Raw genomic sequence first — 20,545 nt, 5'->3', positions numbered from 1 at the left:
GGCGATAGTAGCGGAGGTCGGACCGATGTACGAAGACCCCTTCGAGACGAGCGAGCGGACGGCGCTGCGAGAGGCGACGGCGTCGTTCGTACGCCAGGAGATCGCACCTCACCTCGACGAATGGGAACGGGCGGGTGAGATCCCACGCGAGCTCCACCGGCGGGCCGCCGCGGCCGGGCTTTACGGCATCGGGTTCCCCGAGGAGCACGGCGGTGACGGCGGGGACACGGTCGATGTGGTGGTGGCGACCGAGGCGTTCCTCGAAGCCGGTGGGTCGTCGGGATGTCACGCGGCGCTGTTCACGCACGGGATCGCGCTGCCGCACATCGTGGCCGGCGGCGACGAGGGGCTGATCGAGCGGTTCGTACGGCCGGCGCTGGCGGGCTCGAAGATATGTGCGCTCGGCATCACCGAGCCGGAGGCCGGGTCGGACGTCGCCGCGCTGCGCACCACGGCGGTGCGGGACGGGGACTTCTACGTGGTCAACGGGGCGAAGATGTTCATCACCTCGGGGACGCGGGCCGATTTCGTGACTTTGGCGGTACGGACCGGTGGCGCCGGCGCCTCGGGCATCAGCCTGCTGGTCGTGGAGAAGGGGACGCCGGGATTCACAGTGTCGCGGCGGCTCGACAAAATGGGGTGGCTCTGTTCGGACACGGCGGAACTGTCATTCGCGGATTGCCGGGTGCCGGCGAGCAATCTGATCGGCGACGGTTTCTCGCTGATCGCGCAGGTGTTCGTGCCGGAGCGGATCGTGGTGGCCGTGCACGCGTACTCCATAGCGCAGCGATGCCTTGATCTGAGCGTGGAACACACGCGGAACCGGTCGACGTTCGGCAAGCCGCTCGCCGCGCGGCAGGTGGTGCGGCACAAGCTCGTGCAGATGAGGCAGCGCGTCGAACTGGCCCGGACATATACGCGGCGGGTGGCCATGCGGCACGCGGCCGGCGACATGGTCGTGGGCGAGGCGTGCCTGGCCAAGAACGCCGCCGTGGACGCGTGCAAGTACGTGGTCGACGAGGCCGTCCAGTTGCACGGCGGCATGGGATATATGCGCGAGTCGGAGGTGGAGCGGCATTACCGCGACGCGCGCATCCTGGGCATCGGCGGCGGGGCCAGCGAGGTGATGACCGACCTCGCCGCAAGAATTTTCGGCTATGGTGTCTGATCCGGGCCTGGCCGTTCGTAGGACAGATATGACCAAGCTGAGCTATGTGACGAATGTTTCGCTCGACGGCTACATCGAGGACGAGGGCGGCGTCTTCGCCTGGGCGCCGCCCGACGACGAGGTTTTCGCGTTCACCACCGAGATCATGCGCTCGGCGGGCACGTTCCTTTACGGGCGGCGGCTGTACGAGTTGATGGCCGTCTGGGAAACCGACGCCTCCCTCGCCGCGAAGTCCGACCTCATGGCTTCGTTCGCGAAAGCCTGGCAAGCGGCCGACAAGGTCGTCTACTCCACGACTCTCACCGCAGCGCCGACGGCCCGCACACGCGTGGAGCGCCGTTTCGACCCGGCGGCCGTCCAACGACTGAAAGACGCCTCCGACAGCGACATCACCATCGGAGGCGCCGATCTGGCGGCACAGGCCATCCGGGCCGGCCTGGTCGACGAATGCCAGTTGCTCGTCTGGCCCTTGTCATTGGGAGGCGGCAAGCCGGGCCTGCCACCCGGCCCGCGCATCGACTACGAGCTCCTCGGCGAACACCGCTTCACCAACGGCGTCGTCCACCTGCGTTACCGCCCCCTGGTCAAGTCTTAGCCGTACGGGTTGAAGGGGATGCCGGAGGGCTTGGCGGCGTTCAGGAGGTATTCGAAGGAGCCGTCCTTGATTTTGATGGTGGCGGAGCCGAAATTGGCGGCCATCAGCTTGTCGCGCAGGGCCACGGTGGGGTAGCCGTTCCAGTCGACAAGGGCTGGGTAGCGCCAATTGTGGTAGTGGTTCTCCGGGGGCTCGTCATTGCCGTTGGCGAGCCGGAAGAAGTGGGTGGAGGCGCCGTCCTTGTGGTAGACGACCTTCGGGTGGCTGCCGTCGAAACGGACCTGGGAACGGGTGTAGGTCACCTGCGAGCTGTGCTGGGTCGTGGTGACGTACTCGACCTGGTTGGAACCTTGGTTGACCCAGGAGATCACGTGTTCCCAGTCGTGACGGTGGCCGCCGAGACCGCTGCCGGCGACGGCCTGGTCCTTTTCGAAATAGCTGGCGTAGACGATGGCGCACCAGCCGTTGTTGCATTTCGAGCGGGCGTACGTCTGCGAATTGTCGAGATCCCATTGGTCACGGCAGGAACCGTTGACGGCGCCCGTGGTGTTGAGGCCGCCGTTGAGGGTGCCGTCGGGGCCGATGGCGGGGACGGCGTAACAGCCGTCGGTGTCGTAGTCGTAGGCGGGGGAGAACGACTGCTCGTATCCGCCGGCGTTCTGGGGGAGGTTGGGGGGAGGGTCGGCCAGGGCGGGGGAGGCCGCGACCAGGAGGAACAGGGTGGCGAGACCGGACACGGCCCCGAGGCGTACAAGGCGCATGGCTGATCTTCGCGGTTGTGATTGAAAAGGGTCAATAGATAGGCCGTGAACACATGGCGGCGGCCGGGTCCCTAGGCTGGAGGGATGAAGGTTCTGTCCATCCAGTCGGCGGTCGCGTGGGGCCACGTCGGCAACTCCGCGGCCGTGTTCCCGCTGCAGCGCATCGGCGTCGAGGTCGTGCCGGTCTACACGGTCAACTTCTCCAACCACACGGGGTACGGCGCGTGGCGCGGCCCGCTGATCCCACCCACGGATGTGGCTGAGGTGCTGCTGGGCGTGGAGGAGCGGGGAGTGTTCCCGCAGATCGACGCGGTGTTGTCGGGCTATCAGGGCGGCGTGGGCATCGGCGACGTGATCGTCGACGCGGTGCGCCGGGTGAAGGAGGCGAACCCGGCGGCGGTGTACGCCTGCGACCCGGTCATGGGCAACGCGAAGTCGGGCTGCTTCGTGGCCCCGGAAATCCCGGAGCTGCTGCGCGACCGCGTGGTGCCGGTGGCCGACATCATCACCCCGAACCAGTTCGAGCTGGGCTTCCTGACGGGCACGTCACCGGCGAGCATCGAGTCGACGCTCGAGTCGGCCGACCTGGCCCGCGAGATGGGCCCGTCGACGGTGCTGGTGACAAGCGTGGAACGGCCGGACCGCGAAGAGGGCACGATCGAGATGCTGGTCGTCGACCCGTCCGGCGCCTGGCTGGTGAACACGCCCCATCTGCCGTTCAAGGCAAACGGCTCGGGAGACGTGACGGCGGCGTTGTTCACCGCGCATTACGTGGCCACCAAGGACGCGGGGGTGGCGCTGGAGCGTACGGCGTCAAGCGTCTTCGACCTGATTGAGACGACGTACCGCTCCGGCCAGCGCGAACTGCAGTTGGTGGAGTCCCAGGAGTTCTACGCGAACCCGCGCATGCAGTTCAAGGCCGAAAAGGTGCGTTGACGGGGTCGCCTAGCGTGAGGCCGTGATGGACGAGCCGTTGGACGGGCTGGCGGTGGAGCGGATCGAGGAGTGGCAGCGAGGCTTCGAGGAGCGCGCTGCCCAGGCTCGAGCGCTGACCGAGCGCGTGGCCGGCCTGTCGGCCACGGCGCGGGAGGGTGACGGAATCGTCGAGGTGACCGTCGGGTCGAACGGGCAGATCGTCGACCTGCGGCTCGACGAGGAGACCCGCCGGCAGCCGGCGGCCACCACGGCCCGGCAGATTCTGTCCGCCGTGACGGCGGCCAAGGAGTCGCTCGCGCGGGACTTCGCTCAGGCGACGGACGAGACCGTTGGGCTCGACAGCGTCACCGGGCGGGCACTCATGGAGTCGATGAACCGGCAGTTAGGGAACTAGGTCGTCATCGTCGTCGCTGTCCGGCGTCGGCCAGGCCTCGGGGATCAGGGTGATCTCGGGCCGGTCCGTCGGCCCACTGCCGAAGGGGTACCGCGGGGTGCCGGCCGGGATGCCGACGCGGCCCAGCCAGATGCCGTGGTGGCACCGGTCACACCATGCCGTGATCGAGCCCGTCGGGCTGTCGGGATTGCCATAGAAGGTGAGCTGGATGTGGCCGCCGTCGCCCTCCGGGCAGGGAACGTCGATCGGCTCGGGGAAGGCCGCGTACACCTTGGTGAAGGCCTGATACCAGGACTCCCAGCGGCACTCGGCGTCCGTCATCTCATTCCCCCTCGAGAAGGTGCTTGTGATCCTGCCACCACTGTTCCTCATGGGCGTACGCCCGGGCCTCGTAGGCCTGACGTGCCTCCTCGGTCCACGGGAACGGTAGTCCGTTGCGGAGTTCGTCGAGGTGGAAGCGCTCGTGCGCGAGCGTGCGGGCCAGCTGCTCCTCGTCCATGAAGGCGTCCCGAGCGAGCTTGATCTCGCCGTCGGGCATCGTCACGCCATAGAACTCCTTGCCGGGTCCGCCGCCGCGGCGGAACTTGTCGATCGCGAACTTCACGTCCGTCATGTCGATGCCGTACTTCTCCGCCAGCGCGAGCACGTTGTCGCGGCTCATAAGGATCTTCCGGCCGTTGCGGGCGATGCCGTCGCCCTCGCGGAAAAGGCCCCGTTCCAGGCCGCGCGAGCCGCGCAGGCGGGCGATCAGATCCTGGACGATCTCGCCGAGCCGGCGCATCATCGTGCCGAGGTTGCGGAGGCTGGAGAGCAGGTCTTTGAGCCAGCGGGCGATCTTCGCGGCCCACGCCGCGCACAGCGTGGTCACCTGCTCGACCACCAGCGGCGTGGCCGTGCCGAGCGAGGCGATCAGCTCGCCGGCGTACACGATCAGTCTCGAGACGACGGTCGCGATCGCGTCGCGCACCATCATGCGCACCGTCGCGATCAGCACCCCGGCGCCTTCGGTGATCAGCGCCATGGTGTCGGAGGCCTTGGCCAGGGCTTGCAGCGATTGGTCGCGCTGGTCAGCCCATTTCCGGTACGCGTCGGAAGCGGCACCCTGCCACTCGGTCAGGTCGAACCGCACCGCCCGGGTCAGCTCGTCCGACTCGGAGCGCAGCCTCTCGGCGACGTTACGCCAGGTCTGCGCGTGACCGGCGATCGCGCCCGGGTTGCCGGCCAGCCAGTCCTCGGCCAGCCAGACACCGGCCCAAGGCGACTTGGGCTGCTCGACGGGGCCGGAGATCAGCGGGTTGGTGCTCATTCGAAGTTCTTCCGCAAGCCGGCACTATAGGCGTCTGACGCGTCGTATTCGCCGGCCGTGACACGCAGTTTCGTGCCGGTGTCACGCAGGGACTCGGCGCACTCGTCGAGGCCGTCGACGAGGATGTCGTGCAGCACGTTGAGCATCGCCGGCACCATCACACAAAGCTGTCCGTACGCTCCGTTGTCGGCGCGGACCGCACGGCCGGCCCCGGCCGCGGTCGCCACCCCGTCGGCCACCGCCTCGACGTGGCCCGCGTGCGTGACCAGTTCGGTGGAGCGCACGCCCACCCGATCGGACATGGAGACACGGTAACGACGCGCGTCAATGCCGGCGCGCGGCTGTGCGAAGAGTCGGCTATGGGCTACAGGTCCAGCCAGCGCCGGGCCGCCTGGTAGCCCTCGAGACTGGACTCGCCGATCACGTCGGTCGCTTCGAAGATCCGGACGCCGTCGACGCGCTCGACTGTGCGGTTGCGGCGCAGCTGCCGGAGCACCGCCGGGTCGACGCCGGTGAGATAGAGCCGCCCGCCCGCGTCGGCCAGCCGCGAAGCGTAATCCGACAGGACGGCGAAGGCGGTGGCGCCGAGCATGGCCCGGCCTCGCAGCCGCAGGACCACGACCGGCCGCTCGGTGCCGGCCGGGTCGGGCAGGCGCGCCTGCAAGGTCCGGGCCCCGGCGTAGAACAGGCTGCCGTAGACGTCCAGCAGCGTCACCTCTCGTGACTCCAGCTGCCGGGGCGCCGGCTGCTCGACGAAGGCGCCGTCGTCGCGCGGCGTCAGCCGGACCACCCGCAGGTCGGCCGCCTCCCGGTTGAGCTGCATGAGCAGGGACAGAGCGACGCCGACCCCGACCGCGGCCGCCACCGGCAGGAACAGCGTGGCCAGGAAGGTCGCCACGACCGCGATCCTCGAGATGGCGCCGGTCCGCAGGATCGCCCGCAGGTCGGCGGCCCGGAAGGCGCCGATCGCGGCCACGATGAGCACCGCGGCCAGTGTCGACATCACCACGGCGCCGACCAGGCCGGAGAACAGCAGCAGCAGTACGGCCAGCCACAGCCCCGAGAAGACGGCGGCCCACCGGTTCGTGGCGCCGGCCGCGACGTTCAGCGCGGTGCGGCCGACCGACCCGCCGACCGGCTGGCCCCGGAACAGGCCGGCCAGCAGGTTGCCCACGCCCTGGGCCAGGAAGTCGCGGTTCGGGTCGGCGCGGGTCTTGTCGGGGTTGGGGGCCGACTCGCTGACCCCGGCCCCCTGCACCAGGACGACGAGCGCGACCGCGAACGCGCCGGCCAGCAGGCTCAGGGAGAAGTCCGAAAGGCGGGGCAGGGTGGGGGTGGGAAGGCCGCCCGGGATGACGCCGACCACCGGCACCGAGACCGGGAGGACGGCCACGGCCGCGGCGGGCACGATCAGCGCGACGAGCGTCGCGTAGGCCCCGAACCTGGTGCGCCGGAACGCCACCAGCACGACCAGGGCGAAGAGCCCGGCCAGCAGTGCGCCGACGTTCACCCGGTCGAGGTGCCGCAGCAGGGCGAGCGGTCCGCTCTCGGTGGTGCCCGCGAGGATCGGAATCTGGGCCAGGATGATGTTGACGGCCACTCCCGACAGAAATCCGATCATCACGGAGTGCGGCACGAACCGCAGGTAGCGCCCGAGCCGGAGCAGCCCGGCCAGGACCATCAGTGCCCCGGCCATCAGGGTGAGCAGGAACAGCGCTCGCGGGCGGTCGGCGGCCGGCACGTCGGCGAGGGCCGAGCCGGCGGCGACGGCCGCGGCGCTGGTGGTCGTGATGACCATGAGGCGGGTGCCCGCGGTGAGACCGCCACCGATCGGGCCGAAGATGCTGGCGTAGAGGCCGAACACCGGGTTCACCCCGGCCAGCACGCCGGCCGCCATGCCGTCGGGCACGCCGCTGATGGCCCCGGTCAGTCCGGCCACCAGATCTTTGCGGACCTTGCGAACCCGGCCGGCGATCACCACGCCCGTGATTGTCGGCCCGGCGTCCCGGCCCGAACATCACGCGCGGCGGATGAGCGCGCGGCCGATGAGTGCGCGGTGGATCAGCGTGCGGCGGCTGAGAGCAGGGCGGATGGAAGGACGAAATTGCTTGCTGGTAGACAAGTGTCCATGTCAGAGGCGAACGAGGACCAGCGCGCGTTGTTCGGTCAGGCGACCGCGGTCTTCGCGTCGCTGTCTGGGCCGGAACATGTGATCGAGATGGGGAGTTTCTCGCCCGGGCCGGACCTGCGGGATTCGCTCGACCAGGTCTATCGCTCCGGGAAGCCGCTCACCCAGCGGGACGTCCCGGTCGGCGAGGCCTCGTTCGACTTCACCTTCGAGCCGCGCCGCGACGCGGACGGCGAGGTGATCGGCGTCCATCTGATCGGCGTCGAGACCACCCAGATCAAGCAGGCCCAGCGGCTGATGGCCGAGCACCGGGCGCTGCTGGAGCAGATCGCCCGCCAGGCGCCGCTGACCGAGGTGCTCGACGGGATGGCCCGCAGCATCGAGGCGCTCGCGCCCCGGGAGGTGCTCGTCTCCGTGCTGCTGGCCGACCCCGACGGCCGGCACCTGCGCCACGGCGCCGCGCCCAGCCTGCCCGCCTTCTACAACGAGGCGATCGACGGGATCGCCACCGGCGAGGGCGTCGGCTCCTGCGGTACCGCGGCCCACCGGCGGGAGCCGGTCATCGTCACCGACATCGCCTCCGACCCGTTCTGGGACGACTTCCGCGACCTGGCCGGGCGGGCCGGCGTGGCCGCCTGCTGGTCCACGCCGATCCTGGACCGCGACGGTGGCCTGCTCGGCACGTTCGCCATGTACCACCGCGAGCCGCGCGTCCCGGAGGAGGCCGACCTCGCGCTGGCCCGGGTCTTCGCCGGCACCGCAGCCCTGGCCATCGAACGCCACCATGCCGATGAGCGCGCCGAGGCGGCCGCCCGTGAGGCCGAGGAGCGCGCCGCCCGGATGAAGGCGGCCGCCGCCGCGCAGGCCGCCGCTCCGCACCCCGAGCACTGCCAGCTGGGCGGCCCGCAGCCCTGCCCGGCCCCGGCCGAGATCAAGCTGGCCGACTCATGGGGCGACGCGGCGTGGGGCTGCCCCGACCACGTGGAGGAGGCCATCATCAGCGTGCGGTCGGTCTTCATCGCCAGCGAGGAGCTGGGCGGCCTGGCCGCCTACGTGAACCGGACCTGAAGGAAACCGTAAGGGCCGCCGGGCAGAGTGCTCGGCATGCGCAAGCTCATCAACTCCACATACCTCACCCTCGACGGCGTCATCGACAACCCGGTGTGGACGTCGCCGTACTTCGCGTCCGAGGCGGCCGAGGTGGCCGGCGAGATCACCGGCGGCGCCGACGCGCTGCTCATGGGCCGGGCCACCTACGACGGCTTCTCGCAGGCCTGGCCGGCCATGGACGAGAGCGACCCCAGCACCGGCGCCGCCTTCTTCAACAACGTGAAGAAGTACGTGGCGTCGACGACCCTCAAGGACCCCTCCTGGAACAACACCGAGGTGCTGGAGGGCGACCTGGTCGAGGCGGTCACGAAACTCAAGGCGGAGAACGGCCAGGACATCGTTCAGTACGGGTACGGCTCGGTGACCGCCCAGCTCGTCCGGGCCGGCCTGGTCGACGAGGTGAAGTTCTGGATCCATCCGGTCATCGAGGGCGTGCCCAGTTTCAGCACCGCGCTGAGCGACGTGAAGGCCACGTTCGAACTGATCGGCACCCGGGTCTTCACGAACGGCGTCATCGTCGCCACCTACCGCCCGAAGGCGACCGCCTGATCGAGGGTGAGCCCGGCCCCGTCGGCGACCAGGGCGTCGAAGCGCCCCCGGCCGAGCGCGGCCACCGCCCGCCGCTCCGCCCGGCCGAGCTCACGCCGCTCGGCCGGGGAAGCCGGGGCCTCGTTCTGTTCGCGGGCGGCGGCCGCGGCGCCCAGCAACCGGGCCGCGGCGGCCGGCTCGGCCAGCGCGGCCATCCCCTCGACGGCGCCGATGCCGTCGCGGGTGGAGCCGATCGAGGCCTTGTACGCCTCCACGTGCAGCGCCCAGGCGGCCGCCGGATCGCCCTGGAGCTCCCGGGCGTAGCCCAGCTCGACCAGGATCATCGGCAGGTACGGCGGCGGCTGCGGCTGAACCCGCCCCTCGTCGGCGATCCGGCTCAGGTGGGTGACGGCCTGGCCGAGCCGCCCGGAGCGCCGGGCCGCCATGCCGAGGCTCATCTCGGCGAAAACGACGGCGGTCGGCGCACCCTGCTCGACGGCCAGCCGATAGGCGCGCTCGGCCAGCTCACGGCCGTTCTCGTGGTCGCCGCCCTGCACGGCCAGCCAGGCCAGCCAGGACAGTTTGGCGCCGACCTCGGGCCACAGCGAAAGCTCGGTGGCCCAGCGCAGCCCTTCCCGGTGCACGGCGGCCGCCCGCTCGTCCTCACCGCGGAACTCGGCCAGCCCACCGACCCAGTCACTGGCCCGAAGCCGCCCCCACCGGTCACCCAGCTCGGCGAAGAGCGCGTCACCGCGCGTGGCCGCCGCCTCCAGCGCGGCCAGATCACCGGCCGCGTGCGCGAGCATCGCCCGCGACGTCAGCACCGCGGCCTCGGTCCACGGCCCGTCGTACCGGTCGGGCAGCAGCTCGGCGGCGAGGGCCAGATCACCGCGGTCCAGCACGGCGTGGGCCACGAACCAGGCCGAGCGCCCGTCCGGATCGGGAGCGAGCACATCCCGTACGCCCGAAGTAACCGGCTCACCCTGCAGCAGAGCGAGACCAAGCCGCCAGGGCGCCGCCAGGCGCTCCTGCTCCGCCGGACCGGCGGCGGCCAGGGCCTGGCGCGCCTCGCTGAGCCGCCCGCGCAGAAACCAGTACCAGGTGAGGGCGAGCGCCAGCCGCAGCCCGCCGCCGTAGGTGAGCGCGGCCCGCAGGTTGGCCCGCTCGGCGTCGAGAACCGCCAGCCACTCACGCTGCTCGGGCCCGCGCAACCGCGGATCGGCGCGTTCGGCCAGATCGAGGAAGTACGCGGCGTGACGGCCCCGAATCGCGGCGGCGCCGGCAAGCCGCGCGGCGCCGAACTCGGCCACCGACTCCAGCAGCCGATAGCGCGGCCCGTCCTCGGCCACCACGAGCGAGCGCGCCACGAGCCGGTCGATCGCGTCCAGGCCGGCGTCACACACCTGCTCGGCAGCCTCGGGCGTACAACCGTCGCGGAACACGGAGAGCCGCGCCAGCACGGTCCGATCGGCCGGTTCGAGCAGATCCCAGCTCCAGCCGATCACCGCGGTCAGCGTGCGCTGTCGCTCCGGCACATCCCGCTGCCGAGTGGTGAGCAGCCGAAAACGATCGTCAAGCCCATCAACGATTCCCTGTACGCCCAGAGCCCGCACCCGGGTAGCGGCAAGCTCAAGGGCGAGCGGCAGCCCATCGAGCCGCCGGCAGAGCTGAGCCACCGCGGGCGCGGTCCCGGCGTCGAGCCGGAACCCGCGATGCTGAGCGGCCGCCCGAGCCACGAAGAGCCGCCCCGAGGCCGACTGTTGTACGGCCGCGACGTCCCCCGGTTCCCCGGGCAGAGCCAGAGGCCCTACTTCCCAGACCCGTTCACCGCTCAGCCCCAGTGGCTCACGGCTGGTGGCCAGTACCCGCACACGCGGAGCTTCCCGGAGCAGCCGTACGACAAGCCCGGCCGCCGCCTCCACCACATGCTCGCAGTTGTCCAGCACGAGCAGCATCTCGCGCTGCCGCAGCGCCGCCACCAGCCGATCATCGGCCGCCCCGGCGGTGCCCGGCGCTTCATGAAGCCCAAGCGCCTCAAGCGCTTGCTCCGCCACCGCTCGCGTGCCCGTAACCCGCGAGTTCGCCGCTCCCGAGTCCGCCACCGCCGCCCGGCCGGCCGCTGATCCGCCCTCGCTCGATCCGGCCTCGCTCGATCCGGAACCCCGCAGTGGCGCCAGCTCCACGAGATGGACGCCGTCCGGCGGCGTCTGCCCAGCCGCGACGGCTTCGGCGAGCCGGGTCTTTCCCACCCCGCCCGGCCCGACCAAAGTGAGCAGCCGGCTGGCCGGAATCAAGGCACGCAACTCGGCCAGGTCCTCGTCGCGGCCGATCAACTCGTCCGGCCGGACAACTGCAGGCGGCGCGACACCAGGCGGCGCGACACCAGGCGGCGCGACACCAGGCGGCGCGACACCAGGCGGCGCGACACCAGGCGGCGCGGCTCCGGGCGGTGCGACATCAGGCGGCGCGGCTTCAGGCGGGGCGGCTGCGGGCGGCGCGTTCAGGGTCGGGTCCTGGTTGAGGATGCGGCGGTGGAGGGCGGTCACTTCCGGGCCGGGGTCGAGGCCCAGCTCCTCGGCGAGGCGGGAACGCAAGCCGGCGTAACTTTCCAGGGCCTCGGCCTGCCGGCCCGCCGCGTACAGGGCTCGCAACTGCAGCGCGCGCAAGCCCTCGCGCAGCGGGTGACGCGCGACCAGTTCGGCCAGCGACGCGGCGGCCAGGTTGTGTTCGCCCCGGGCCAGGCGGGCCTCGGCCAGCCGCTCCTGCACGACGAGGCGCTGCTCGGTCAGCCTGGTCGCCTCGGCTCGGGTGAATTCGCGGTCGGCCATGTCGGCGTACGCCTCGCCGCGCCACAGCGCGAGCGCCTCGCCCAGCCGGTCCACGTCGGTGGTGGTGGCAGGGGCGGTGGCGGCGGCCAGCGTGGCGAAACGGTCGGCGTCGACATCGGCCGCGTGCAGCCGGTAGCCCGGCGCCCGTGACTCGATCAGGTCACGGGCGCCGGGCTCGGCGTCGTTGAGCGCCCTGCGCAGCTGCGACACGCGCACCTGGAGGGCGGCCGCCGGGCTGGCCGGCGCGTCGTCGCCCCACAGGTCGTCGATGAGCCGGTCCGCGGAGACCACCTGGCCGCGGTGGGCCAGGAGGTCGGCGAGCAGCATCCGCACCTTGGCTCCGGGCACCACCACCGGCTCGCCGTCGTCGGTGGTGACGGCGAGCGGTCCGAGGATCCCGAAGCGCACAGCGGGACATGCTACGACCGCGGGTCGACCCCACTCAGTCCGTGCCGGACTCCATGGCGGCCTGGTCGAGCAGCGCGTCCTCGGCGGCCGACTCGGCGCCCCGCGACGCGATCTCCTCGGCGCCGCCGGCCGGCAGCGCGCCGACCAGGCCCTGCGGGCTGCCGACCATGCCGAGCAGCGCGTACTGCTCGAGCTTGGCCCGGGAGTCGGCGATGTCGAGGTTGCGCATCGTCAGCTGGCCGATCCGGTCGGCCGGGGCGAACGCCGGCGTCTCGGTCCGCTCCATCGACAGCTTGTCGGGGTGGTAGCTGAACGCCGGGCCCTTGGTGTCGAGCACCGAGTAGTCGTCGCCGCGGCGCAGCCGCAGGGTGACCTCGCCGGTCACCGCGTTGCCGACCCAGCGCTGGAGGGACTCGCGGAGCATGAGCGCCTGCGGGTCGAGCCACCGGCCCTCGTACATGAGCCGGCCCAGCTTGCGGCCCTCGGTGTGGTAGCTGGTGACCGTGTCCTCGTTGTGGATCGCGTTGACCAGCCGCTCGTACGCGATGTGCAGCAGCGCCATGCCGGGCGCCTCGTAGATGCCGCGGCTCTTGGCCTCGATGATCCGGTTTTCGATCTGGTCGGACATGCCCAGGCCGTGGCGGCCGCCGACCGCGTTGGCCTCGAGCACCAGGTCGACCGGCGAGCCGAACTCCTTGCCGTTCACCGTGACCGGGCGGCCCTCGACGAAGCCGATGGTGACGTCTTCGCTGGCGATCGCCACCTCGGGGTCCCAGAAGCGGACGCCCATGATCGGCTCGACGATCTCGATGCCGGTGTCGAGGTGTTCCAGCGACTTGGCCTCGTGGGTGGCGCCCCAGATGTTGGCGTCGGTCGAATACGCCTTTTCGGTCGAGTCACGGTAGGGCAGGTCGTGGGCGAGCAGCCACTCGCTCATCTCCTTGCGCCCACCGAGCTCGGTGACGAAGTCTTTGTCGAGCCACGGCTTGTAGATGCGCAGCGACGGGTTGGCCAGCAGGCCGTACCGGTAGAAGCGCTCGATGTCGTTGCCCTTGAACGTCGAGCCGTCGCCCCAGATCTGCACCTGGTCTTCCAGCATGGCCCGCACGAGCAGGGTGCCGGTGACGGCCCGGCCCAGCGGCGTCGTGTTGAAGTAGGTCTTGCCGCCGGAGCGGATGTGGAACGCGCCGCAGGCCAGCGCGGCGAGCCCCTCCTCGACGAGGGCCGAGCGGCAGTCCACGAGCCGGGCCACCTCGGCGCCGTAGGCCAGCGCGCGGTCGGGCACGGAGGTCACGTCGGGCTCGTCGTACTGGCCGATCTCGGCGGTGTACGCGCAGGGCACGGCGCCCTTTTCACGCATCCACGCGACCGCGACCGACGTGTCGAGGCCACCGGAGAAGGCGATGCCGACCCGCTGGCCGACCGGAAGAGAGGACAGAACCTTGGTCACGGGAGGATTATGCACCCTCCCGCATTTTCATGCAAAACCCGTCCGGCGTGTCCAGGGCGGGCTGGTGAGGTCAGCCGGGCACGACCGCGCGGGCCATCAGCGAGACGCCCGGCAGCGACTGCACCGGCAGGAAGCGCTCGGTGACGATGACGGTGCTCAGGGCCGCGTTGACCAGTGGGTTCATCTTGCGGAGGTCGCTGCTGGTGGATTTCTTGCGGGTGTACGCCGCGGCCGGGCGCAACAGCACGTTCCAGCTCCAGAGCCGCTCGATCTCGAGGCCACCGTTCTCCAGGACCGTGCGCAGGGTGTCGCGCGTGTAGCGGCGGAGGTGCCCGACCGCGACATCGTGGGCCGACCACAGCCGCATGTCGCACGGGACGGTGATGAGCGCGCTGGCGCCGGGGCGCAGCACCCGGCGCATTTCGGATACAACCCGTTCATCGTCGTCAATGTGCTCGAGAACGTCGAATGCCACGACGAGGTCTACCGAATCAGATTTGAAAGGGAGATGACGGCCATCTCCGCGTACGGTGGACAATGCGCGTTTACGGGCGGCCGTGGCGCCCTCGTGGCCGTATTCGACGGCGATCGGTGACCAGCCGTGTTTCTGGAGGACCCGGGTGTTTCCGCCGCCCGCCGCGCCGATGTCCAGCGCCGTTCCGGGTGATCCGGGCAGCCGGCGCAGGTTACGGGCGAGAAGTGCCCGCCTTTCCCGGTACCACCAGTGCCGGTCTTCGAGGGCGACGAGCTTTTGGATTTCGGTGCTGTCCACCACGACATGCTAAGGCTTTCGAAAGCGCCGGGGAGGCGGATTTTCAACATGATCGAACAAGGATCCTCAACTCGAATCAAGGCCATTGACAGGGATAGGGATTGTTGCCAGTGTGCGTCCATCATGTTTCGTGTTTGACTTTGTTCAGGCGGTCAAATGTCTCGCAGAATCTCTCGCGCGCTTCTCACCCTGCTCCTGGCCGGCGGGGTGGTCGTCTCGACCGGTGAGCAGGCGTCAGCCGACACCTCGTGCGCCACCACCGGCTCGGTCGACTATGGATTCGATCTGGCCGGCGGCGGCTGGAAGTTCACCACCGGCGACGACGTCGCCTGGGCCGCCCCGTCGTTCGACGACGCCGCGTGGAAATCGTGGAGCGTGCCCGACAACTGGAACAACGAGGCCGATCTGAAGAACTACGACGGCTTCGCGTGGTATCGCAAGACCTTCACCCTGCCCGCGCGCCCGTCCGGCGTCACCGACTCGGCCGTCATGGCGACCCTCGGCCAGATCGACGACGCCGACCAGACCTTCCTCAACGGCACCGAGATCGGCCGGACCGGGGGTTTCCCGCCCGATTTGGACTCCACCTGGGAGGTGCCGCGTGAGTACTACCCGGCCGACGGGCTGCTGAATTGGGGCGGCGCCAACACCATCGCGGTCCGGGTCTACGACGGCACCGGCGGCGGCGGTTTCTACGCCGGCCCGGTCGGCCTTTACACCAAGGCCCACTTCCGCGGGGGCAAAGCCGCGAGCAAGAGCCAGTTGGCGTACGCCTGCGCGCTGCTCACCAAGCAACACCGTGCCATCGCCGCGGGCGACCTGAGGACGTACGCCTCGACCTTGGCCAAGGATTTCTTCCACCAGGGCGACACGGCGGCGAGGCGGCTCTCCGAGATCAAGGCCTGGAACAAGCGGGTCAGGCTGACCGACGCCCAGGCCGAGGTCTTCGTCGACGAGAGGGGCCGCATCGTCGTCGACACCATCCGGAGCTGGACCGCGACCGACGGCACCGAGCTGCTGCCGCCCACCCGCGAGCTGCTGCACTTCGACCCGCGCAAGGGCGTCGAGCTGGGCGACCAGTCCCGCTTCTTCCGCGACAGCTACGTCTCGGCGGCGATGAACAAGCGCGTCCAGTTCAACGTCTACCTGCCGGCGGGCTACACCCGTACGACCGCGAAGCGCTTCCCGGTCGTCTACATGCTGAACGGGTTCAACGGCAGCAACATCGAGTGGGAGGCCCGTGACATGGGCACCGTCCTCGACAAGCTGATCAAGGACAAGGGCCTGGCCGAGATGATCGTGGTCTTCCCGGACGGCGGCAGCGGCTGGTACGTCGACACGTCGGCCGGCAACTACAAGTCGATGATCGTCAAGGAGGTGCTGCCGATGGTCGACCGGGTCTACCGCACGATCCCCGACCGGGAGCACCGCGGCATCACCGGCGTGTCGATGGGCGGGCAGGGCGCCTTCACCCTCGGCCTCACCCACCCCGAGCTGTTCAGCTCGATCGCCAGTCACATCGGCGCGCTGAGCCTGGCCCCGCTGGTCGGCACGGCCGAGGAGCGCGCGGCCAACGCGTACCTCCAGCCGATCAAGCTGGTGCAGTCGATGACGGCGGCCGAGCTCGGCCGGCACACCTACTACTTCGACGGCGGAGATTCGGACGAGTACGGCTTCGGTACCGCGGCCCGGACCATGAGCGTGGCCCTGGCCTCGAAGGGCGTGAAGCACGACTACCAGCTCGGCCCGGGCAACCACGCCGACTCGTACTGGATGCCCAAGCTCGACCGCTCCTTCGCCCTGCACAGCGAGCAGTTCAGGAGCTGAACAACACCGCGCAGTCGACGGCGCGCCGCCACCTCGTATATTCGGCGGCGCGCCGCTCGGCGTCCATGGCCGCGACCCAGCGACCGGCCCGGTGCCGGTTGTTGCGCAGATCTTGCAGGTCGGACCAGTAGCCGACGGCCAGCCCGGCCGCGTACGCGGCGCCGAGCGACACCGTCTCGGCGACCATCGGCCGGACGACCGGCACGTCGAGCACGTCCGCGACGATCTGCATGAGCAGGTTGTCGGAGGTCATCCCGCCGTCGACGTTGAGCGTGGTCAGGGCGAGCCCGGAGTCGGCGTTCATGGCGTCGACCACCTCGCGGGTCTGCCAGCCGGTGGCCTCGAGCACGGCCCGGGCCAGGTGGCCCTTGGTGATGTACGAGGTGAGCCCGACGATCACGCCGCGCGCCTCGCTGCGCCAGTGCGGCGCGAACAGCCCGGAGAAGGCGGGCACGATGTAGCAGCCGCCGTTGTCGGTCACGGTGCCGGCCAGCGTCTCGATCTCCGAGGCGGTGCCGATCAGCCCGAGCCCGTCACGCACCCACTGCACGAGTGATCCGGCGATGGCTATGGAGCCTTCCAGGGCGTACGCCACCGGTTCGCTCCCGATCCGGTAACCCACAGTGGTCAGCAGTCCGTGCGTCGACCGCACCGGCGTCGGTCCGGTGTTCATGAGCAGGAAACCGCCGGTGCCGTACGTGCATTTGACGTCACCGGGTGCGAAGCACGTCTGCCCGAACAACGCGGCCTGCTGATCGCCCATGGCGGCCGCGATGGGCACGCCCGGCAACACCGAGTCGGCCGCCCCGTACACCTCGGACGAGGACCGGATCTCGGGGAGCATCGCGTGTGGGATCGTGCACACATCGACGAGAGAGGCATCCCAGTGCAGCGTCGCCAGGTCCATCAGCATCGTCCGGCTGGCGTTGGTGACGTCGGTGAGGTGGTGTCTGCCCCCGGTCAGGTTCCAGATGAGCCAGCTGTCCATCGTCCCGAAGAGCACCTCGCCCTTCTCCGCGCGGGCCCGCAGCCCCGGCGTGTGATCGAGCAGCCACCGCACCTTGGCCGCGGAGAAATAGGTGGCCGGCGGAAGCCCGGTCCGGTCCCGGACGAAGTCGGCGTCCAGAGCGGAGACGAGCGCGGACGTGCGGGTGTCCTGCCAGACGATCGCCGGCGCCACCGGCACCCCGGTCTTCCGGTCCCAGACGACGGCGGTCTCCCGCTGGTTGGCGATGCCGATCGCGGCGACCTGCGACGCCTCGATCCCGGCCGACGCCATCACCCGTTTGATCAGCTTCTGGGTGTCCCGCCAGATCCGCGCGGCGTCGTGCTCGACCCATCCCGGCTTCGGATAGCTCTGCGGATGCTCGGCCCGGGCCACGGCCACGACGGTGGCCCGCCGATCGAAGAGAATGCACCGCGTCGAGGTGGTCCCCTGGTCGATGGCCAGGACGTAGCGCTCGGTCATGAGCGCGGGCCGGTCAGGTCTCGGGTGATCGACTCGGCGGTGGCGCGGACCTGGGCGACGAGGGCCGGGCGGGGGCGCAACCGGGCGTCGCAGACGCGTTCGACCGGACCGTAGATGCCGATCGCGCCGACCACCAGCCCACCGATGCCGCGGATCGGCGCCGCGATGCCCCCGCGACCTGGCTCCCATTCCTCGACCGCGTCGCCCCAGCCCTGGCGGCGGATCTCGGTCAGTGCGGCGGCGAGGCCCCGCCGATCGGTCAAGGTCTTCCGGGTGTACGGGTCGAGGCCGCCCCGGACCGCGGCGTCGGCCGCCGGCGCGTCGTAGGCCAGAAGGACCTTGCCCAGCGACGTCGCATGCGCCGGAATGACCAGGCCGATCTCCATGGACTGGCTGGTGTCGTCGGGCCGGAAGACATGGTGGACGACCTTCACCCCCGCGCCGTCGAGGACGCCGATGCGTACCGACTCGACCGTGCGGGAGGCCAGCGCGTCGGCCCAGTCGAGGGCCCGCGAGCGCAGCTCGTTCACGTCGATGCCGCCCCGGCCGAGCTCCAGCAGGCCCCGGCCGAGCCGGTAGCGGGCGGTGCGCGGGTCCTGCTCGGCGAAGCCGACGTGCTCGAGCGTGCGCAGGATGCTGTGCGCCGTCGACTTCGGCAGCCCGAGCGCGTCCGCCACCTCTTTGACCCGCAGCCGCCCTGGACCGGCCGCGAGCAGGCGCAACACGGCCGACGACCGCTCGACGGACTGAATCATGCCGGGCACGTGCGGCATTGTCGCACGATCGGCGGCTCAGGACGGCGTGACCAGCCGCGTCTCGTACGCGACCACCACCGCCTGGACCCGGTCGCGCAGGCCCAGCTTGGCCAGGACGCGGGCCACGTGGGTCTTCACCGTCGCCTCGGACAGGAACAGGCGCCCGGCGATCTCGACGTTGCTCAGGCCCTGCGCGACCAGGGTCAGCACCTCCCGCTCGCGCGGCGTGAGGGTGGCCAGGTCGCGGTGCAGGGGCGAGTCGCGCGGCTCGGGCGTGGTGAAACGCTCGACGAGGCGGCGGGTGATGCTCGGGGCGAGCAGCGCGTCGCCGTCGCGGACGATGCGGACCGCGGCGACCAGATATTCGGGCGTGACGTCCTTCAGCAGGAAGCCGCTGGCGCCCATGCCCAGGGCCGCGTAGACGTAGTTGTCGAGGTCGAACGTGGTCAGCATGATGACCCGGGGCGGACCGGCGGCGGCCAGGATGCGGCGGGTGGCCTCGATGCCGTCCATGTCCGGCATGCGGATGTCCATGAGGACCACGTCGGGCCCCACCCGCCGGACCGCTTCCACCGCCTCGGCGCCGTTCTCGGCCTCGGCCACCACGTCGATGCCGTCCGCGGCCAGGATCATCCGGAAACCGGCCCGCACGAGGGCCTGGTCATCGGCGATCACGACCCGCAGCGGCACTCCGTTCATGGTGTCTCCAGCGGAAGTCGGGCCTGGACGCGGTAGCCGCCGGTGAGGCGGGCGGCGGCTTGCAGGGTTCCGCCGTAGACGGCGAGTCTTTCACGCAGCCCGGCCAGCCCGCGGCCCGTGGACCGGGCGGCCTCCGGGGTCGGCCGCCCGCCGGTGTCGGTGACGGTGATCCGCAGCCCGTCCGGCGAGTACGCGACGTCGACCGTGGCCCGGGCGCCGGACGCGTGCTTCACGGTGTTGGTGAGCGCTTCCTGCACGACGCGATAGGCCGCGAGCTCCAGGCCGGCCGGCAGCGGGTAGGGGTCGCCGCTGGTCGTGACCTCGACGTCGACGCCGGCGTCCCGCACCCGGTCGATCAGCGGCGGCAACTGGGCCAGGCCGGGCTGCGGGGCGAGGTCGTCCTGGTCGTCCGCCGCCGACAGCAGGCCCATGACACCGCGGAGCTCACCCAGCGCCGCGCGACCGCCCTCCTCGACGGCGAACAGGGCGTCGCGGGCGGCCTCGGGCGCGTCGTCGAGGACCTTACGGGCGGCGCCGGCCTGGATGACCATCATGGACACGTTGTGGGTGACGATGTCGTGCAGCTCGCGGGCGATGCGGGCGCGTTCCTGGCGGGCCGCCTCCCGCGTCGCGTCGGCGCGTTCCTGACGCAGCCGGTCGGCCCTCTCACGCCAGGTGCGCATGCCGTGCACGGCCAGCCCGATCGGCAGCAGCACCAGGAAAGGCACCCAGGCCACCGGCACGATCGGCACCGCCAGGTCGGGGAACGAGCTGTACAGCAGCGCCGCCACCGGCAGCGCGGCCAGGGCCCACATCCGGTAGGGGCTGTACGCGGCGGCGGTGTACCCGGCGATCACGCAGGCGTAGAAGGAGACGCGCAGGATGTCGGTGCTCGGCTCGACGCCGTGCAGCGACAGCACCGTGATGCCGAGGATGACCGAGAGGGTGGCCAGCGGATAGCGGCGCCGCATGAGCAGCGGCAGGATCGCGGCGATGGCGATCCAGCCCGGGCTCTGCGGGTCGCGTATCTCGCGCAGGTCGTTCCCCCACGGGTCGACCGGAACCTGCCCGCGTTCCGCCGGTTCCGGAGGATCCGGGAAATCAGGGAGATCCGGCGGCACGACCATCGCCACGTCGTTGGTGGTGTCGAACAGGTGCTCGGTGATGTTGGTGCCGCTGAGCGCGACCACGACGAAGACCACGACCAGCAGCGCGTCGAAGGCCCAGTTGCGGCGGGTCATCCGTGGCTGCGGGCCGGAGCGGCGCAACGCCCGCGCGAACAGGGGCAGCATCCGCTCATTGTGTCGGGGCGGGTCGACCGCACGCATCCACCTCTGGACTACGCCGCAAGGATGACACCGGGAAGAAAGGGGGCTCCCACGGCCGACGACCTGTGCGCTCGGTCGCCCCTA

Annotated in this window: 19 protein-coding genes; 7 read left to right on the top strand and 12 right to left on the bottom strand. The window is 70.7% G+C overall.

Features of this window, described 5'->3' with window-relative positions; genetic code table 11:
* Window positions 1-25 precede the first annotated feature (25 nt).
* Both ACQP2X_RS34845 and ACQP2X_RS34840 read left to right on the top strand, forming a co-directional pair.
* On the top strand, window positions 26-1,168 hold the full coding sequence (locus tag ACQP2X_RS34845; protein WP_498689185.1) for an acyl-CoA dehydrogenase family protein: 1,143 nt from the start codon (window positions 26-28) through the stop codon (window positions 1,166-1,168).
* Window positions 1,169-1,214: 46 nt separating this feature from the next.
* Window positions 1,215-1,763, top strand: coding sequence for a dihydrofolate reductase family protein (locus ACQP2X_RS34840; protein ID WP_498689183.1), 549 nt, complete (start codon window positions 1,215-1,217; stop codon window positions 1,761-1,763).
* Here the strand turns inward: ACQP2X_RS34840 and ACQP2X_RS34835 are convergent.
* Window positions 1,760-2,524, bottom strand: a complete 765-nt coding sequence (locus tag ACQP2X_RS34835) for an NPP1 family protein (protein WP_498689181.1) — start codon at window positions 2,522-2,524, stop codon at window positions 1,760-1,762. The two genes, ACQP2X_RS34840 and ACQP2X_RS34835, sit on opposite strands and share 4 nt — an antisense overlap.
* A gap of 84 nt (window positions 2,525-2,608) precedes the next feature.
* Between ACQP2X_RS34835 and pdxY the strand changes: the two genes are divergently transcribed.
* Window positions 2,609-3,460 carry a pyridoxal kinase PdxY gene (gene pdxY / locus ACQP2X_RS34830; RefSeq protein WP_498689179.1) on the top strand — a complete coding sequence of 284 codons (852 nt, stop codon included), beginning with the start codon at window positions 2,609-2,611 and terminating at the stop codon, window positions 3,458-3,460.
* 25 nt (window positions 3,461-3,485) lie between these two features.
* Window positions 3,486-3,854: a YbaB/EbfC family nucleoid-associated protein gene (locus ACQP2X_RS34825; RefSeq protein ID WP_498701106.1), complete on the top strand. Its 369-nt coding sequence runs from the start codon at window positions 3,486-3,488 to the stop codon at window positions 3,852-3,854.
* On the opposite strand, the gene ACQP2X_RS34820 is transcribed toward ACQP2X_RS34825, so the two are convergent.
* The 4 genes from ACQP2X_RS34820 to ACQP2X_RS34805 all read right to left on the bottom strand — a co-directional run bounded on the left by ACQP2X_RS34820 (window position 3,843) and on the right by ACQP2X_RS34805 (window position 7,141).
* Window positions 3,843-4,175, bottom strand: coding sequence for a hypothetical protein (locus ACQP2X_RS34820; protein WP_498689178.1), 333 nt, complete (start codon window positions 4,173-4,175; stop codon window positions 3,843-3,845). The two genes, ACQP2X_RS34825 and ACQP2X_RS34820, sit on opposite strands and share 12 nt — an antisense overlap.
* Window position 4,176: 1 nt before the next feature.
* Entirely contained in the window at window positions 4,177-5,160 is a 984-nt protein-coding gene (locus ACQP2X_RS34815; RefSeq protein WP_498689177.1) for a WXG100 family type VII secretion target, read from the bottom strand.
* On the bottom strand, window positions 5,157-5,462 hold the full coding sequence (locus ACQP2X_RS34810) for a type VII secretion target (protein ID WP_498689175.1): 306 nt from the start codon (window positions 5,460-5,462) through the stop codon (window positions 5,157-5,159). Before ACQP2X_RS34810 ends, ACQP2X_RS34815 begins: the two co-directional genes overlap by 4 nt.
* 62 nt (window positions 5,463-5,524) lie before the next feature.
* On the bottom strand, window positions 5,525-7,141 hold the full coding sequence (locus ACQP2X_RS34805; protein WP_498689173.1) for a SulP family inorganic anion transporter: 1,617 nt from the start codon (window positions 7,139-7,141) through the stop codon (window positions 5,525-5,527).
* Window positions 7,142-7,288: 147 nt separating this feature from the next.
* On the opposite strand from ACQP2X_RS34805, the gene ACQP2X_RS34800 reads away from it, so the two are divergent.
* Window positions 7,289-8,356, top strand: coding sequence for a GAF domain-containing protein (locus ACQP2X_RS34800; RefSeq protein ID WP_498689171.1), 1,068 nt, complete (start codon window positions 7,289-7,291; stop codon window positions 8,354-8,356).
* A 36-nt stretch (window positions 8,357-8,392) separates the two neighbouring features.
* A complete protein-coding gene (locus ACQP2X_RS34795; protein ID WP_498689170.1) occupies window positions 8,393-8,947 on the top strand; it encodes a dihydrofolate reductase family protein in 555 nt (184 codons plus the stop codon).
* On the opposite strand, the gene ACQP2X_RS34790 is transcribed toward ACQP2X_RS34795, so the two are convergent.
* From ACQP2X_RS34790 to ACQP2X_RS34780, 3 genes are all read right to left on the bottom strand, one after another.
* Window positions 8,923-12,162: an AfsR/SARP family transcriptional regulator gene (locus ACQP2X_RS34790; protein ID WP_498689168.1), complete on the bottom strand. Its 3,240-nt coding sequence runs from the start codon at window positions 12,160-12,162 to the stop codon at window positions 8,923-8,925. The two genes, ACQP2X_RS34795 and ACQP2X_RS34790, sit on opposite strands and share 25 nt — an antisense overlap.
* Before the next feature lie 34 nt (window positions 12,163-12,196).
* On the bottom strand, window positions 12,197-13,612 hold the full coding sequence (gene argG, locus ACQP2X_RS34785) for an argininosuccinate synthase (protein ID WP_498689167.1): 1,416 nt from the start codon (window positions 13,610-13,612) through the stop codon (window positions 12,197-12,199).
* Between the two features lie 70 nt (window positions 13,613-13,682).
* A complete protein-coding gene (locus tag ACQP2X_RS34780) occupies window positions 13,683-14,384 on the bottom strand; it encodes a class I SAM-dependent methyltransferase (RefSeq protein WP_498689166.1) in 702 nt (233 codons plus the stop codon).
* 156 nt (window positions 14,385-14,540) lie between these two features.
* Between ACQP2X_RS34780 and ACQP2X_RS34775 the strand changes: the two genes are divergently transcribed.
* Window positions 14,541-16,211 (top strand): alpha/beta hydrolase, encoded by a 1,671-nt coding sequence (locus ACQP2X_RS34775; RefSeq protein ID WP_498689164.1) that lies wholly within the window; start codon window positions 14,541-14,543, stop codon window positions 16,209-16,211.
* Here the strand turns inward: ACQP2X_RS34775 and glpK are convergent.
* Genes glpK through ACQP2X_RS34755 form a run of 4 tightly spaced genes read right to left on the bottom strand, consistent with a single transcriptional unit; the run spans window position 16,201 to window position 20,425 of the window.
* Complete coding sequence (gene glpK, locus ACQP2X_RS34770) at window positions 16,201-17,679, bottom strand: glycerol kinase GlpK (protein ID WP_498689162.1); 1,479 nt, start codon at window positions 17,677-17,679, stop codon at window positions 16,201-16,203. The genes ACQP2X_RS34775 and glpK overlap by 11 nt on opposite strands.
* Entirely contained in the window at window positions 17,676-18,443 is a 768-nt protein-coding gene (locus ACQP2X_RS34765; RefSeq protein ID WP_498689161.1) for an IclR family transcriptional regulator, read from the bottom strand. Before ACQP2X_RS34765 ends, glpK begins: the two co-directional genes overlap by 4 nt.
* 27 nt (window positions 18,444-18,470) lie before the next feature.
* Window positions 18,471-19,133 carry a response regulator gene (locus tag ACQP2X_RS34760; RefSeq protein WP_498689159.1) on the bottom strand — a complete coding sequence of 221 codons (663 nt, stop codon included), beginning with the start codon at window positions 19,131-19,133 and terminating at the stop codon, window positions 18,471-18,473.
* A complete protein-coding gene (locus tag ACQP2X_RS34755; RefSeq protein ID WP_498689157.1) occupies window positions 19,130-20,425 on the bottom strand; it encodes a sensor histidine kinase in 1,296 nt (431 codons plus the stop codon). Before ACQP2X_RS34755 ends, ACQP2X_RS34760 begins: the two co-directional genes overlap by 4 nt.
* Between the last annotated feature and the right edge of the window lie 120 nt (window positions 20,426-20,545).

The sequence above is a fragment of the Actinoplanes sp. CA-131856 genome (assembly GCF_050956135.1).
In the GTDB taxonomy this organism is placed as follows: Bacteria; Actinomycetota; Actinomycetes; order Mycobacteriales; family Micromonosporaceae; genus Actinoplanes.
The sequence above is the reverse complement of the archived record's forward strand: the minus strand, read 5'-3'. Positions and strand labels throughout refer to the sequence as shown.

Coding starts and splice junctions, on each gene's coding strand:
- ACQP2X_RS34775 (WP_498689164.1), top strand. CDS start 14,541: ATGTCTCGCAGAATCTCTCGCGCGCTTCTCACCCTGCTCCTGGCCGGC.
- ACQP2X_RS34820 (WP_498689178.1), bottom strand. CDS start 4,175: ATGACGGACGCCGAGTGCCGCTGGGAGTCCTGGTATCAGGCCTTCACC.
- ACQP2X_RS34825 (WP_498701106.1), top strand. CDS start 3,486: ATGGACGAGCCGTTGGACGGGCTGGCGGTGGAGCGGATCGAGGAGTGG.
- ACQP2X_RS34795 (WP_498689170.1), top strand. CDS start 8,393: ATGCGCAAGCTCATCAACTCCACATACCTCACCCTCGACGGCGTCATC.
- pdxY (WP_498689179.1), top strand. CDS start 2,609: ATGAAGGTTCTGTCCATCCAGTCGGCGGTCGCGTGGGGCCACGTCGGC.
- ACQP2X_RS34755 (WP_498689157.1), bottom strand. CDS start 20,425: ATGCTGCCCCTGTTCGCGCGGGCGTTGCGCCGCTCCGGCCCGCAGCCA.
- glpK (WP_498689162.1), bottom strand. CDS start 17,679: ATGACCGAGCGCTACGTCCTGGCCATCGACCAGGGGACCACCTCGACG.
- ACQP2X_RS34810 (WP_498689175.1), bottom strand. CDS start 5,462: ATGTCCGATCGGGTGGGCGTGCGCTCCACCGAACTGGTCACGCACGCG.
- ACQP2X_RS34815 (WP_498689177.1), bottom strand. CDS start 5,160: ATGAGCACCAACCCGCTGATCTCCGGCCCCGTCGAGCAGCCCAAGTCG.
- ACQP2X_RS34800 (WP_498689171.1), top strand. CDS start 7,289: ATGTCAGAGGCGAACGAGGACCAGCGCGCGTTGTTCGGTCAGGCGACC.
- ACQP2X_RS34845 (WP_498689185.1), top strand. CDS start 26: ATGTACGAAGACCCCTTCGAGACGAGCGAGCGGACGGCGCTGCGAGAG.
- ACQP2X_RS34835 (WP_498689181.1), bottom strand. CDS start 2,524: ATGCGCCTTGTACGCCTCGGGGCCGTGTCCGGTCTCGCCACCCTGTTC.
- ACQP2X_RS34760 (WP_498689159.1), bottom strand. CDS start 19,133: ATGAACGGAGTGCCGCTGCGGGTCGTGATCGCCGATGACCAGGCCCTC.